Source organism: Streptomyces sp. NBC_00435 (genome assembly GCF_036014235.1).
In the GTDB taxonomy this organism is placed as follows: Bacteria; Actinomycetota; Actinomycetes; order Streptomycetales; family Streptomycetaceae; genus Streptomyces.
In genome coordinates, this window is the sequence record NZ_CP107924.1 from 2,368,698 (window position 1) to 2,381,912 (window position 13,215).

Below are 13,215 nucleotides of genomic sequence, written 5' to 3' on the forward strand. Positions count from 1 at the left end.
CTGCCGCGGGGCTACTCCTTCAGCACCAGCGCCTGCCCCGCGACCACCAGCAGCACGTGCTCGCACTCGTCGGCGACCCCCGCGTTCAGCCTCCCCAGTTCGTCCCGGAAGCGGCGCCCCGACGCGGTCGCGGGGACCACGCCCGAGCCCACCTCGTTGCTGACCAGTACCACCGGGCGGCGGGTCGCGCGGACCGCGGCCACGAGCTCCGCGGTCCGTTCCCTGAGCTCCTTGGCGCCCCGATCCGCCCAGACCGCGTCGTCCCACGCCCCCACCCGGTCCATCGCGTCCGTCAGCCACAGCGCCAGGCAGTCGATCAGCAGCGCCGGTCCCTCCTGTGCCAGCAGCGGCACCAGGTCGCAGGTCTCCACCGTGCGCCAGGACGAGGGCCGGCGCTCCCGGTGGAGGCCGATCCGCGAGGCCCATTCGGGGTCGCCCTCCCGCGTACCGCCCGTGGCGACGTAGACGACCTCCGGGTAGCCGGCCAGCCGGCGCTCCGCCTCGTACGACTTGCCCGACCGGGCCCCGCCCAGCACCAGGGTCCGGCGCGGCACCTCGGGCAGCACCCGGTACTCCCCGGCCACCACCGTCGTCCCGTCCGGCAGCACCCTCGCGCCCGCCGCCGCGCACCGGCGCAGCAGTTCCGCGCCCGGCGGGGTGTCGTGGTCCAGGTGGACGGCGATCACGTCCGTGGCCGGGCCCACCGCTCCGCTCGCCCGCAGCCGCGCCAATGCCTCGGGCCTGCCGAGCACATCCGCGAGCACCACGTCGTACGGGCTCCGGCCGCTGGTCCCGTTCACTCCGGCGGGGGCCCCGCCGGGCGGCAGGTACAGCATCCGGGCGCCGTCCGGCCCGGTCACCTCGTACCCGGTGCCCGGGGCGTCCATCGCCACCGCCCGCACCCGGTGCCCGGAGATCACCGCGAGCTCCCGCCCGTCCGGCACCCGCCCGGCCGCCGGCAGCCCCGGCGGAAGCTCGACCGGCGGGCCGTCGTGCGGGTGCGTCAGCAGGACCTGCCGCACACCGGCCAGGGAGTGCCCCGCGCGGGCCCCCGCGAGCACCGCTCCGGGTGTCAGGTCGAGCAGCAGTGCCCCGTCCACGAGCACGGAGGTGGCCGCGCGCGACCGGGGCCCGACGCAGACCGCGCAGACGGCGCAGGGACAGCCGGGGCGGGGCAGTCCTTCGGGGGTGCCGGTGCCGAGCAGAGTGAGTTCCACAGGATGATCCTCCCGCGTCGCCGGGACTGCTGCGCGCCCGGTTAGTCTGCGGGCACACTCAAGGCGAGAAGCGTGTGAGAAGCGGACGAGCAACGGAGGCGGACATGGCGTGGACGTGGCGGTTCGAGGCGGCCGACGGCAGTGAGACGAGCCCCTCGGTGGTGCCGGAGGAGTTCACCACGCAGGGCGACGCCGAATCGTGGATCGGGGAGTACTGGAAGGACCTGCTGGAGGGCGGCACCGAGCAGGTGAAGCTGTCCGACGACGGCGGGGTCCAGCTGTACACGATGAGCCTGCGCGAGGCCGCCGAGCTCTGACCGGACGCCGCCCCGCGACAGCCGGGTGCGTGGGAGCCCGGACCCCTGCGGGGGTCCGGGCTCTGGCGTGTTCGAGGTTCGGCGCGTACCGGGTTCGGCGCGTACCGGGTTCGGCCGCTCAGCCCCGTACGCCGCACAGGTGCAGCAGCGCTGCGGCCCCGCGGTACGGGTCGGTCCGCCCGGCGCGGTCCTCGGCGGCGAGCAGCCGCTCCAACTCCGCGTCGCCGGGGAGCTCCGCCCCCGCCTCGGTGCCGTCGGTGAAGACGCGTACGCCGTACCAGGTCTGCAGCGGGGCGCCGATCCCGGACAGGGTCGAGGTCAGCGTGGCCAGCCGGTCGGCGCGCACGTCCAGGCCCAGCCGGTTCGTGTAGGCGACGGTGTCGAAGGCGGCCAGTGCGGCCGTCCAGTCGCCTTCCAGGCCGGGCCGCATGGCGAGCGCGTCGCCGTTGCGCACCAGCAGGGACAGCAGTCCGCCGGGGGCCAGCATCCGGGCGAGCCCGGCGAGCATGGCGTCCGGCTCGGGCACGTACATGAGCACGCCGTGGCACAGCACCACGTCGAAGCTGCCCGGCAGGAAGTGCGCGCCGGTCTCCCGGCCGTCGCCCTCCATCAGCCGGACGCGGTCCTGGATCCCGGCGGGCTCGGCGGCCAGTACCTCACGAGCCACGGCCAGCATGGCGGGGTCCTGCTCCAGGCCCGTCACCATGTGGCCGGCGCGGGCCAGGCGCAGCGCCTGCGTCCCCTGGCCCATGCCCACGTCGAGGACGCGCAGCCGCTGCCCGACGGGGAAGCGGCTCGCGACCTGCTCGTCGACCTGGCGGCCGACGAGCTCCTGGCGCACGGCGTTGCGGAGCCCGCCCAGACCTTCGAGCCACAGCCGGGACCCGTCGGTGAATCCGCCCCCGCCGGACGCTCCGGGCGCCCCTCGGCTCAGGGTCGTTCCCCGCGCTTGACCTGCGGCTTGGGCAGACGCAGCCGGCGCATCTGGAGCGTGCGCATGAGGCCGTACGCGACGGCGCCGCGCTTGGGCTCGTCCGGGAAGCGCTTGTTCAGCGCGCTGCGCAGCCGGATGAACATGCCGACGGAGTCGACGAGGATCAGCGCGATCACGCCGAGCCAGAGCAGCAGCGCGATGTTCTGGAGGTTCTGCACCCGCACCATGCTGAGCACCAGGATGATCACGGCCAGCGGCAGGAACATCTCGGCGACGGAGAAGCGGGAGTCCACGAAGTCGCGTACGAAGCGGCGGACGGGACCCTTGTCGCGGTTGGGCAGATAACGCTCGTCACCATTGGCGAGGGCCTCGCGCTGCCTGGCCATCTCGACCCGGCGGCGCTCACGAGCTCGCTTGGCATCCTCCTTGCGATTGCCGGTCGAGGCCACCACGGCCTTGCGCTGCGACTGGGCCACAGCACGCTTCGGCGTCGGGCGGCCCTTCGGGGCCTGCGGGTCACGGGGCTGCGAGAGGTCGGCGCTCACCTTGTCGGTGGCGGCGTCCTTCTCTTCCTTGGAGGATCGGCTACCAAACACAAAACCCAAGGGTACGTGGTTGCGGACACGGGCCCCGTTCCGGTGGGGAACGATCCGGCAACGGCGGGCGTCTTCCCTGAGGAAGCACCTACTCCTTACGCCTGACACGGCGGCGGAGCACTCGTCCTGGAGGAGGAGCGCATCCGTGCTCGAACAGTGCGGTAATAGAGGCAGGGCCCGTACTGTGGGTTCTGTTGGTGACCTGGAGCGAAGTCCGTCTAGAAGGGGGCGCGCGAAGCCCATGAGCGGTGTCATGAAGCGTATGGGGATGATCTTCCGCGCGAAGGCGAACAAGGCCCTGGACCGGGCCGAGGACCCGCGCGAAACCCTCGACTACTCGTACCAGAAGCAGCTGGAGCTGCTTCAGAAGGTGCGCCGGGGCGTCGCCGACGTGGCGACCTCCCGCAAGCGGCTGGAGCTGCAGCTCAACCAGCTCCAGGGCCAGTCCAGCAAGCTGGAGGACCAGGGCCGCAAGGCGCTGGCGCTGGGCCGCGAGGACCTGGCCCGCGAGGCCCTGTCCCGCCGCGCCTCGCTGCAGCAGCAGGTCAGCGACCTGGAGGTGCAGCACCAGACCCTGCAGGGCGAGGAGGAGAAGCTGACCCTCGCCGCGCAGCGCCTGCAGGCCAAGGTGGACGCCTTCCGCACCAAGAAGGAGACCATCAAGGCCACGTACACGGCCGCCCAGGCGCAGACGCGGATCGCCGAGTCCTTCTCCGGCATCTCCGAGGAGATGAGCGACGTCGGACTCGCCATCCAGCGCGCCGAGGACAAGACGGCGCAGCTGCAGGCCCGCGCCGGCGCGATCGACGAGCTGCTGGCCTCCGGCGCGCTCGACGACCAGAGCGGCCTCGGGTCCAAGGACGACATCCAGGCCGAGCTGGACCGCCTCTCGGGCGGGACCGACGTGGAGCTGGAGCTCCAGCGGATGAAGGCCGAGCTGGCGGGCGGTCCCTCCGCCCAGCAGCAGGCCATCGAGGGCGGCGCCCCGGGCGCCGGCCAGCAGTCGCAGACCCAGCACCGGTTCGACAAGCAGTAGGACGGGGCCCGGCATGATTGTCCGCATCATGGGGGAAGGTCAGGTGAAGCTGGCGGACAGCCACTTCACCGAGCTCAACAAGCTGGACGACGTGCTGCTCGCGGAGATGGAGAGCGGTGACGAGGAGGGCTTCCGGCGCACGCTGGGCGAACTGCTCGACGCCGTGCGCCGCCTCGGCGAGCCGCTGCCCGACGACGCGCTGGAGCCGTCCGAGCTGATCCTGCCCGCGCCCGACGCCTCGCTGGACGAGGTCCGGGAGATGCTCAGCGACGACGGCCTGATCCCGGGCTGAGTCGAGGCAACAGGACACGGGCCACCGGCCGCAGGACGTACGAGAAGGGCCCGCCCCACCCGGGGCGGGCCCTTCTGCCGCGTCAGCGCATCTCGGTGTCGGAAGCCCGCTCGGGGTCCGGGGTCCCGCCGATGAAGTTCTCGAACTTGCGGCGCGGCGCCGCCCACCGGCGGTCGTGGTGGAAGGCGCGGAGTCCGGCCTTTGCACGGGCCTTCGGCCGGTTCGCGTAGAACTTCTTGGCGTACGGGGAGCCGGGCCGGGCCAGCCGGATCGCGCCGATCAGCGCGACGAAGGGGATGACCGTGCCGAAGAACGCGGTGCGCGGTTTGCCCTTCCACAGGGCGATCAGGGCCAGGAAGAAGTTGGTCGCCGTGTTCATGACCACGAGACCGCGGCTGTGCCGCTCCTCCGCGCTGAGGTCGTTGACCCCGAACGGCAGGAAACCGCCCAGCACCAGCGCGACGATCGCCGCCGTCAGGACCACGATCTCCACGCTCTTGCGACCCTGCTCGCTCCAGTAGACGTCGTCCAGGTGCAGGATCAGCGCGAACTCGTCCAGCACCAGTCCCGCGCCCAGCCCGAAGATCACGGCCGACAGTCCCGCCCCGAAACTGTGCCGGCTGCTGCCGATCGCACCGAAGCCACCGATGATCACGAGGATCACGCCCGGTACGACGTGGTGGATGTGCAGCCCTCCGGGGGTGACGTTCTTGAAGGGGCCGCGTCCCGCCCGGATCGTCCGGGTGATCACGCGCGTGACCAGGAAGGACAGCACGAAGGAGACCAGGGCGAGGAGCAGCGGGAGCTTCCCCGGCTCCATAATGTTGCGGTACCACCAGTGACCCATGACACCACCTCCCGATTTGGGGCGTAATGGGTAACTTACCGCTCCGGGCGAGCAGGTAGCGTTCGCGCCGATGACAGATTCGTACGACGGCCCGCCCCTGACGCCGCCCCCGGACCGGGCCTCCCTGCTCGACGGGGTCCGCTTCGCCTTCGGCACACTCACCGTGCTGCCCGCGCGCATCACCCGTTGGGACCGCCCCGCCGCCCGCACCGGGATGGCCTGCGCCCCGCTCGCCGGGCTGGTCGTGGGAGTCCTCGCGGCCGTGCCCGGCGTCCTGCTGCTGCTGTGCGGTGGCGGGCCGCTGCTCGCCGCGGCCGTCACCGTGGCGGTGCCGGCGGCGCTGACCCGCGCCCTGCACCTGGACGGCCTCGCCGACACGGTCGACGGACTGGGCAGCGCCAAGCCCGCCGACGCCGCGCTGCGCATCATGAAGCAGTCCGACATCGGCCCCTTCGGGGTGGTGGCGCTGGTGTTCGTGCTGCTGGTCCAGGTCGCGGCGCTGGCGAACGTGTACGCCGACAGCTGGGTCCGGGGCGCCCTCGCCGCCGTCCTGGCCGCCGTCGCCGCCCGGCTCGCGATGACCCTGGCCTCCCGGGACGGGGTCCCGCCGGCCCGCCCCGAGGGGCTGGGCGCGGCCGTCGCCGGAGTCGTCCCGCGCGGTGCGGCCGTCGCGATCGCGGCGCTGACCGTGGTCCTCGCCGGCGCGGCCGCGCTGCCGCTGGGGCTGCCGTCCGCCGCGCAGCACGCGGCGGCGGTGCCGGCCGCCCTGCTGGCCGCGGAACTCCTGCTCCGCCGCTGCGTACACCGCTTCGACGGGGTCACCGGCGACGTGTTCGGAGCCCTGGCCGAGGTCTCGGCGACGACGGTCCTGGTGGCACTGGCCCTGGGCTAGTGGGCCTGGGCTACTGGGCCTGGGCGCAGGTGCGGCGCCAGGCGCCCAGTTCGTACTTCTTCTCCAGGGAGCTGAGCTTCAGTCTGCTGGTGTCCGCGCAGAACCGGCTCGCCGGGAGCTCGTACTCCACGTGGAAGACCGCTTTGCCCGCCTCGATGAACGGGGTCAGCCGCGCGCACTCCCCGTACTGGGCGCACTGCTCGTTGACCGCGAAGTCGAAGTCCCCCACCAGCTGCGGGATCTGGTCGAGGTCGTTCTTCAGACCGACCGACAGGCCCCGGTCGTGGGCGAGCTTCGCGACCAGCCGGTTGTACGTCAGCTGGTCCCCGGCGGTGAGGGGGAAGCCGGACTTGTTGCGGTAGGCGTCCATGTTGTCCGGCTCCACCGCGTCGAAACCCTTGTCCCGGCACATGTCGAACCGCTTGGCGATCAGCGGCTCCAGCTCCGCGAGCCGCCGGATGTCGAGCCACCGCTCGCCCTCCCAGCCGTTGCCCTCCCCCCGCAGCGCCTTCGGGAAGGCCTCCGCGTCGGGCCGGAAGTCCTCCCAGGCACCGGTGGAGAGGTAGCAGATGGTCCGCCGGCCGGCCTTCTTCAGCTCGGCGACCTGCTCCGTGGTGGTGGTGAACCCGTCGACGTCGTAGACCGCCGCCCGCACCGAGGTGTCGAGCTTCCCGGTGAGCTGCCACTGCCAACTGACCCCCGGCCGCGGCTGCCAGCGTTCCCCGGGCGCCGGGGCGGGCGAGAGGTCGTCCGGCTGGCCCCCGTCCTCGTCCGGGGCGGCAGTGCAGGCCGCGAGCAGCAGGAGCGGTACGAGGACCAGCAGGCGGCCGGTGGACCGGCGTCTCATCCGGTGGCCTCCAAGGCGTACGGCAGGGTTCCCCACGGGTGCGCGCCGGTCCCGGGGACCGCGCAGTGCACGCCGGCCCCCCGCTGGGCCGCGAGCCGCTCGGCGAGGGCTGCGGCCGGGGCGCCCGGCGGGACGGCGTACACGAGGTGACAGAACCGGTGGGCGGGGTGGTCCGCGGTCCACGGGGGTGCGGCGGCCGCGTCCCGGTAGGCGTCCCAGGGCCCCTCGAAGGTGACGAGCAGGTCGGCGAGTTCGGCGTAGCCGGGATGCGGGTGCATTCCGTGGTTGAGGACCACGGTACGGGCCCCGGCGGCCCGCGCGGCGACGACGAGCCGTTTGTAGTGCGGCAGGAACTCCGGCCCGGCGGCCGCCTGGTCGAGGAAGGTCCCGTCGGCCTCGTACCAGTCGCGGTGGCGCAGCATGTCCTGGACGACGGCGGCGTGCGGGCGGCGCCCGTAATCGGTGTCGGCGTACCCGAGGACGGGCACCCCGGCCCCGCGCAGCCGCTCGGCGACGGCGGCGAACCGCTCGTCGGGGGCCTTGCCCGGCCCGCTGGCGGGGTTGAGCACCACCGAGTGCAGCCGGCCCGCGGAGCGGATGAGCTGCTCCCAGTCCTCGGGGCGGTCGGCGGGATGCTCGTAGAGGGGCACCAGCAGCATGAGGTCCTTCTTCTCGTACGGGGCCACGTGCGTCGGCGGCGACGCACGTGGGTCGGCGGTGACTGGGCGGGTCGGCGGTGACGGCGCCGGTCAGCGGTGACCGCGCGGCTCAGCGGTGGGCCGTGGCGCGGCCGAGCAGCAGGCAGACCAGGGTGCCCAGCGCGAGCGCCGCCGCTCCGGCGACGGCCAGCTGCACGACGCGCGGCTGCCCGAGTCCCAGGAGCAGGGCCAGGCTCTGCGCGACCGCGGCCGAGGCGCAGACCACCGCGGCGGGCCGGACCGCCCCGAAGGACTGCAGGAGCAGCCCGGTCCACATCACGGTGCCGAGCAGCAGCAGGGTGGCGACGCGGGCCCCGGTCAGGCCGGGCGCGCCGGGCCAGAGCAGGGTCCCGGTGACGCCGAGGGCCAGCAGCACCGCCAGGTAGGCGGTGAGGCACTGGGCCAGGGTGGCGAGCATCCGCAGCCAGAACTGCCGCGGTGAACGGGCCGCCCGCAGACCCGCGAGGCTGCCGCTGCGGAACCGGTGGAGCAGCCATTCGGCGGGCCCCATGCTGAGGGTGAGGGCCACCGCCGAGGGGGCCGCGACCGCCTCGGCGGGACCGCCGGCGAGCACCTCCCCCAGGGCGGCGTACAGCACGAGCAGGCCGGTGCCCAGGCCGAACACCCCGTACGGCACGGAGTCCCCGAGCCGGGGGCCGCGCGGCGCGTACTCCTCCTCGGCGCCGCGCAGCATCTGCCAGCGCACCGGGCCCCGCTCGCCCGGCCGGCGCTCCGTCCAGCCGCGGACGCGGAGCACGAGGGCCCGTACGCCGTCGGCCAGCGGCAGTTCCCGTACGGCCAGGACGCAGGCGGCCAGCAGGGAGAGCACCAGCAGGGACACCCGCAGCGGAACGGGCAGTTCCAGGAAGAGCGAGAGCAGCGCCCCGGCGGCCATCGGCGCGAGCGCGCCCAGCAGCAGCCGCTCCCGCCCGAGCACCAGCAGCACGGTGGCGGCCCCGACGTACAGGGCCTGGCCCGCGGCGAAGGCGTAGGAGAACGGGGGCCCGCCGGGCACCGCCAGCGCGGCGGCGATGCCCAGCAGGGCCCCCGCGGGGGCTCCGGCGAGCAGGGTCCGCCCGGCGGCGGCCCGGTCGCCGAGGCCGAGCCAGGAATACGCCCGGTGGGACAGGGTCTGGTCCCAGACCCAGCCGATGAGTGCCCCGGCGAGCAGCGTCAGCGTCCCGGCGGGCAGCCCCAGCCGGTCCTTGGGCCCTTCCAGCAGGGGCGCGCCCAGCAGGTAGGCGAGGCCGGGCAGGGCGAAGATCACCCCGCGCAGCAGGCAGGCGGTGAGGGAGACCTTCCAGGGGTCGGGGACGCGGGCCGGCTCCGGGAAGGAGCGCGGCACCCGGGCGTAGAGCTCCTCGGCGAGGCCGAAGGAGTCCTCTCGCCCGTAGGCGAGGCGGATGTGCTCGTCGGTCATCCCGTCGGATTCGAGGATGGCGGCGATCTCGTCGGGATGGACGGCCGCGGCGATGAACACGTCGAGACGCTCCGCGAGTTCGTCCATCGGGTCGGCGGCCGGGGAGGCGCCGCGCCGGGGCCGCGGGATGGCGGGCAGGGTGTCGCCGCCGGGGATTTTCAGCCAAAGTGATCCGCTCACCACAGGCTCCCGTCGGCCGCGAGTTCCTTGTACCAGGGATCGGCGAGGCGCTGGGTCCACTCGTCGCCCACGTGAACGGGCAGCACGGGCTGGCCGGCGAGCTCGCGGTAGATGTGGCGGAAGCCGTCCACGGACTGGTGGAGCGTGAACTTCTCCACCACCCGCTTGCGGGACATCCGTCCCAGCTCGGCGCGGCGTCCGTCGTCGCGCAGCAGCGCGAGGGTGGCGCGGGCCATGGTCTCTGGCTCGCGCGGCGGGACGACGAGGCCGGTGTCGCCGACGGCCTCGCGGACCCCGCCCACGTCGGTGGAGACGGTGGTGCGGCCGCAGGACATGGCCTCGATGATGGAGAAGGGGAAGCCCTCGCTGATGGAGGAGAGCATCACGATGGAGCCGGCCGCGTAGGCCCTGGCCACGTCGCTGATGCGGCCTTCGTAGCAGATCCCGTCGGTCACCCCCAGTTCGGCGGCGAGCTTCTCCAGCTTGAGCTTGTACTCCTCGCAGCCGGCGGGGACCGGGCCGAAGAGCCGCAGACGCAGGGCGGGCAGTTCCTCGCGCATGAACGCGTAGGCCCGGATGAGGGTTTCGAGGTCCTTGATGGGGTCGATGCGGCCGCACCAGCTGAGGGTGGGCACCTCCGGCTCGGGACCGGCCTCGGGGAAGGCGTGCGGGTCGACGCCGTTGTAGACGGTGCGGATCCGCTCGGAGTCGGCGCCCCCGCGCTCCTCCCAGCGGCGGTTGTACTGGTTGCACGGGGTGATCAGGTCGGCCTGCCGGTAGCCCTCGGTGTTGAGCTCGCGGTAGAAGCCGAGCATGAGTGCCTTGACGGGCCAGCGCTGTTCGGCGCTGCGGTAGCCCAGGTAGCGCTCGCGCAGGTAGATGCCGTGCTCCGTGAGGAGGAACGGCACTTTGTCGAGGTACTTGGCGGCGAGGGCCGGCAGGGTGGCCAGTCCGCTGCTCACGGCGTGCGCGACGCTGTCCGGCGGGATGCGCACACCGAGCGGGCGCAGCGCGTGTTCCAGCAGGTCGGTGGCGGTGAGCGCGTCGTGGATGGTGGGCTCGGCGGCCGCGGTCACCAGCCCCGGGCGGGTCCAGACGTCCATCAGCAGGCGCAGGACCGACTCCGAGCGCAGGGCCGGGGCGAGCCGGCCGGAGCGGGCCAGCAGGGCCAGTTCGCGCAGGGACTCGGAGAATCCCCCGCGGGCGGGATCGAGCAGGGAGAGCAGGAAGGTCTCGTAGGTCTCGGTGAAGCGGCGCCGGCCCTTGCCCCGCAGGCCCGAACGGAGTTTCCTGGCCGGCGGAGCGCCCCAGAGCGGGACGGCGGTGTGGCGGTAGACGTTGCGCGGCAGTTCCCAGGTGACCGGCTCGCGTCCGGAGCCGGTCAGGGCTATGACGTTGAAGTCGACCTCCGGCATGCCGCGGACCAGTTGGTCGCACCAGGTGCTGACGCCCCCGTGGACGTGCGGGTAGGTGCCTTCGGTGAGCATGGTGACGTGACGCCCATGACTCATGTGGTGTGTCCCCCCAAGGACGGAAAAGGGGCCGGCGCCCATGGTTGACGGAACGCCGGCGCTAGGTGGTACGCGTGGCTGGCCTCTACGTGCCCGGGACGGTCAGGGCATGTGCAGCGTGACGGCGCTCTGGAGCAGCTCCGGGGCGGCCCAGGTGGAGCGGGAGCCGGCGTAGGCGGTGCCGAAGTCCGCGGTGCCGAGGAGGAGCTGCTTCTTGGTGCCGGTGGGTGCGGTGACCGGAGCCACGACTCCGGAGGGCGCCTTGACGGTGACGTCCTTGCCGATGCGGTAGGCGGTGACCTGGTTGGCGGCGACCGCGGCGTCCCAGGCCGCGCGGCGCTGGAGCTCGACGCCGGTGTCTTTCATGCTCTGGTTCACGATCGGTGCGCTGGGCGCGTACAGGACCCGGTAGGTGTCGAGGACCTGGTTGAGCACCGGGTACAGGGTGCGGTCCTCGGCCAGGTTGCTCTGGTGCACGTAGTGCGGGCGCGGGTCGTTGTTCAGGACGTGCCGCAGGGCGGTCCTGGTCTCGGCCGGAACGATGTAGTTCAGGTATCCGGTGCTCGCGTCGAGCGGGGCCGGCAGGCAGGTGGAGGTCGCGGGGTTGTCCTCGCAGACGCCGCTGCCGCCGTCCGCCCGGCTGGTGTAGATCCAGTTGTACTCGTCGGCCATCTCGGAGTTGGTGCCCGTGTTGTAGTACACGTTCATCGGGTACCGGGGGACGGTCAGCGCGGCGCCGACCGCCCGCTGCGCGGGCTCGCGGGAGTTGTCGCTGCCCGCCCATTTCACGCCGTTGTCGGCCAGCGCTCCGGCCAGGTTGGGGTTGTCCTGCGCCTGCTGCGGAAGGGTCTTGAGACCGGAGTGCTCTCCGGTGACCAGCTCGGTGCGGTCGGTGGTGATCCCCTTGGAGGCGGCCCAGTTGTTGTTGTCCCGGATCTGCGCGGAGATCTCGGCGCGGCTCATCCAGTTGATCGCGCCCGCGGTGTTCTTCGTGCAGGTCCACGGAGTGGTGGCGGTGTTCTGGACGCAGCCGAGGAACGGGTGGGTGTAGGTGTGGTTCATCCAGCGGTACTTCGCCCGGTCGGCGACCAGCTGGGCGGTCAGCGCGTCGGTGTTGCCGTTCTCCGCCTTCCACTCCTCCCCCGCGCCCGCGTTGAACAGCAGGTCGAGCTTGAAGTTCTTCGAGGTCTGCCACTGCGCCAGGTACTGGGCGTCGGCGGCCGTCATCCGGATCGTGGACTCCTTGCCCTCGCCGCCGGCGCAGGCGTAGTCCCCGGGGGTGCAGTTGAGGTCCTTGCTCCAGCGGGCGTCCGGGGCGAAGACGTCGTCCACGTGGACCGCGAAGTAGTTGCGCTCCTGCCCGAGGTGGACGCCCTGGGTGACCCACTCGACGATGCCGCGGGCCAGCAGCCGGAACTGCTGCTGGTACTGGTTGTACCCGAAGGTGACGACCAGTTCGCTGCGCCCGTCGTGGGTGTACTCGCCGACGAGCGAGGCCCGTCCGGAGCCGACCGGGGCGTCGAGGTAGCTGGTGTAGCCGGCCCTCGGCTTGGCCATGAACCCGTAGCTCTCGGGGATCAGCGCCGAGTTGTCCTCGAAGGCGACCTGCCCGCCGAGGTAGCCGAAGGGACCTGTCTTCCCGGCCGCGGTGACGGCGGCCTGGGTGCCGTCGAGCGTGCCGCTGTAGCCGCCGTTGTCGGTGTACTCCAGACCCACCTCGGGGTGGGCCCAGGTGTACGCGTCCACCTGGCGGATCCCGTAGGTGGTCTCGTACGCGGTGAGCGCGGCCATCTCGGCCGAGCCCACGCCGAACGGGTTCTCGTTCGGCAGCACCACGCCCTGGAACTTGGCGCGCGGCCGCCCGTCGACCGTGTCGGCGAGGAACGCCGCGTTCACGACCGGGCGGCCGGAGCTGCCCAGGTTCACGCGGGTGTACGGGACTCCGGTGTCGCGGAGTTCCGCGGTGATCGCCTCGACCGAGCTGCCGCCGTCGTCGACGACCAGCACCCTCAGGTCGATGCGCGGAGTGGCGGCCGCCTGTGCGGCCGCTCCGGGTACGGCGACGGAGGCTATGGCAGCCGCGAAGCATACGGCGGCGAGCCTGTTCATCCGGTTCTTCTTGACCATTTCGGCCTTTCCCCCCGCAGGCATCCTCGACTTCGGCCCGTTGACATGAGGCCGGGCCGGGGATGCTCTGTGGAAATCATGCAAAGAGACCCCGCGTCCCCTTGCGAGAGTGGGCCGAGTCTTTCGGACCTCGTCAGGTCTAAGGGGCAAACCTGGAACAGAGGCCACAGATGGGTGAACCTGGGAGCCTCTTGATCGAACAACTTGCCAAACCTTCGAGTGGCGTACGGATGAGTACGTACGCGTAGGCTCATTTCCGGCGGCCATCGGGCCCGAATACGATCGCTACGGACGGCCGTCC

At 72.5% G+C, this 13,215-nt stretch carries 13 protein-coding genes; 4 read left to right on the top strand and 9 right to left on the bottom strand.

The annotated features are described in order from the left end of the window. Positions 1-11 precede the first annotated feature (11 nt). Positions 12-1,217, bottom strand: a complete 1,206-nt coding sequence (locus OG389_RS10845) for a bifunctional adenosylcobinamide kinase/adenosylcobinamide-phosphate guanylyltransferase (RefSeq protein WP_328298264.1) — start codon at positions 1,215-1,217, stop codon at positions 12-14. A 104-nt stretch (positions 1,218-1,321) separates the two neighbouring features. Between OG389_RS10845 and OG389_RS10850 the strand changes: the two genes are divergently transcribed. Then, positions 1,322-1,534: a hypothetical protein gene (locus tag OG389_RS10850; protein ID WP_328298265.1), complete on the top strand. Its 213-nt coding sequence runs from the start codon at positions 1,322-1,324 to the stop codon at positions 1,532-1,534. Positions 1,535-1,652: 118 nt separating this feature from the next. Here OG389_RS10850 and OG389_RS10855 read toward each other — a convergent pair whose 3' ends face one another. Further along, positions 1,653-2,375: a class I SAM-dependent methyltransferase gene (locus OG389_RS10855; RefSeq protein ID WP_328298266.1), complete on the bottom strand. Its 723-nt coding sequence runs from the start codon at positions 2,373-2,375 to the stop codon at positions 1,653-1,655. A gap of 89 nt (positions 2,376-2,464) precedes the next feature. After that, complete coding sequence (locus OG389_RS10860) at positions 2,465-3,064, bottom strand: DUF3043 domain-containing protein (protein ID WP_328298267.1); 600 nt, start codon at positions 3,062-3,064, stop codon at positions 2,465-2,467. Positions 3,065-3,305: 241 nt separating this feature from the next. Here OG389_RS10860 and OG389_RS10865 point away from each other — a divergent pair, with 241 nt between their 5' ends. Together OG389_RS10865 and pspAA are read left to right on the top strand one after the other, a co-directional pair. Then, entirely contained in the window at positions 3,306-4,100 is a 795-nt protein-coding gene (locus tag OG389_RS10865; RefSeq protein ID WP_328298268.1) for a PspA/IM30 family protein, read from the top strand. Between the two features lie 13 nt (positions 4,101-4,113). Then, a complete protein-coding gene (gene pspAA / locus OG389_RS10870; RefSeq protein WP_328298269.1) occupies positions 4,114-4,392 on the top strand; it encodes a PspA-associated protein PspAA in 279 nt (92 codons plus the stop codon). An 82-nt stretch (positions 4,393-4,474) separates the two neighbouring features. Here the strand turns inward: pspAA and OG389_RS10875 are convergent, their stop codons facing one another. Beyond that, a complete protein-coding gene (locus tag OG389_RS10875) occupies positions 4,475-5,239 on the bottom strand; it encodes a hypothetical protein (RefSeq protein WP_328298270.1) in 765 nt (254 codons plus the stop codon). Between the two features lie 70 nt (positions 5,240-5,309). On the opposite strand from OG389_RS10875, the gene OG389_RS10880 reads away from it, so the two are divergent. Continuing rightward, positions 5,310-6,131 carry an adenosylcobinamide-GDP ribazoletransferase gene (locus OG389_RS10880; protein ID WP_328298271.1) on the top strand — a complete coding sequence of 274 codons (822 nt, stop codon included), beginning with the start codon at positions 5,310-5,312 and terminating at the stop codon, positions 6,129-6,131. A gap of 10 nt (positions 6,132-6,141) precedes the next feature. Here the strand turns inward: OG389_RS10880 and OG389_RS10885 are convergent, their stop codons facing one another. From OG389_RS10885 to OG389_RS10905, 5 genes are all read right to left on the bottom strand, one after another. Continuing rightward, on the bottom strand, positions 6,142-6,978 hold the full coding sequence (locus tag OG389_RS10885; RefSeq protein ID WP_328298272.1) for an endo alpha-1,4 polygalactosaminidase: 837 nt from the start codon (positions 6,976-6,978) through the stop codon (positions 6,142-6,144). Continuing rightward, positions 6,975-7,637 carry a spherulation-specific family 4 protein gene (locus OG389_RS10890; RefSeq protein ID WP_328298273.1) on the bottom strand — a complete coding sequence of 221 codons (663 nt, stop codon included), beginning with the start codon at positions 7,635-7,637 and terminating at the stop codon, positions 6,975-6,977. Before OG389_RS10890 ends, OG389_RS10885 begins: the two co-directional genes overlap by 4 nt. Before the next feature lie 109 nt (positions 7,638-7,746). Next, positions 7,747-9,276, bottom strand: a complete 1,530-nt coding sequence (locus OG389_RS10895) for a hypothetical protein (RefSeq protein ID WP_328298274.1) — start codon at positions 9,274-9,276, stop codon at positions 7,747-7,749. Continuing rightward, positions 9,273-10,787 carry a GT4 family glycosyltransferase PelF gene (gene pelF, locus OG389_RS10900; RefSeq protein WP_328298275.1) on the bottom strand — a complete coding sequence of 505 codons (1,515 nt, stop codon included), beginning with the start codon at positions 10,785-10,787 and terminating at the stop codon, positions 9,273-9,275. The genes OG389_RS10895 and pelF overlap by 4 nt, the downstream gene beginning before the upstream one ends. A gap of 102 nt (positions 10,788-10,889) precedes the next feature. After that, positions 10,890-12,914, bottom strand: a complete 2,025-nt coding sequence (locus OG389_RS10905) for a hypothetical protein (RefSeq protein WP_328298276.1) — start codon at positions 12,912-12,914, stop codon at positions 10,890-10,892. Between the last annotated feature and the right edge of the window lie 301 nt (positions 12,915-13,215).

What these genes read in the sequence shown, in the direction of transcription:
- OG389_RS10850 (WP_328298265.1), top strand. Translation starts at nt 1,322, where the DNA reads ATGGCGTGGACGTGGCGGTTCGAGGCGGCCGACGGCAGTGAGACGAGC.
- OG389_RS10865 (WP_328298268.1), top strand. Translation starts at nt 3,306, where the DNA reads ATGAGCGGTGTCATGAAGCGTATGGGGATGATCTTCCGCGCGAAGGCG.
- pspAA (WP_328298269.1), top strand. Translation starts at nt 4,114, where the DNA reads ATGATTGTCCGCATCATGGGGGAAGGTCAGGTGAAGCTGGCGGACAGC.
- OG389_RS10875 (WP_328298270.1), bottom strand. Translation starts at nt 5,239, where the DNA reads ATGGGTCACTGGTGGTACCGCAACATTATGGAGCCGGGGAAGCTCCCG.
- OG389_RS10880 (WP_328298271.1), top strand. Translation starts at nt 5,310, where the DNA reads ATGACAGATTCGTACGACGGCCCGCCCCTGACGCCGCCCCCGGACCGG.
- OG389_RS10885 (WP_328298272.1), bottom strand. Translation starts at nt 6,978, where the DNA reads ATGAGACGCCGGTCCACCGGCCGCCTGCTGGTCCTCGTACCGCTCCTG.
- OG389_RS10890 (WP_328298273.1), bottom strand. Translation starts at nt 7,637, where the DNA reads ATGCTGCTGGTGCCCCTCTACGAGCATCCCGCCGACCGCCCCGAGGAC.
- pelF (WP_328298275.1), bottom strand. Translation starts at nt 10,787, where the DNA reads ATGAGTCATGGGCGTCACGTCACCATGCTCACCGAAGGCACCTACCCG.
- OG389_RS10905 (WP_328298276.1), bottom strand. Translation starts at nt 12,914, where the DNA reads ATGGTCAAGAAGAACCGGATGAACAGGCTCGCCGCCGTATGCTTCGCG.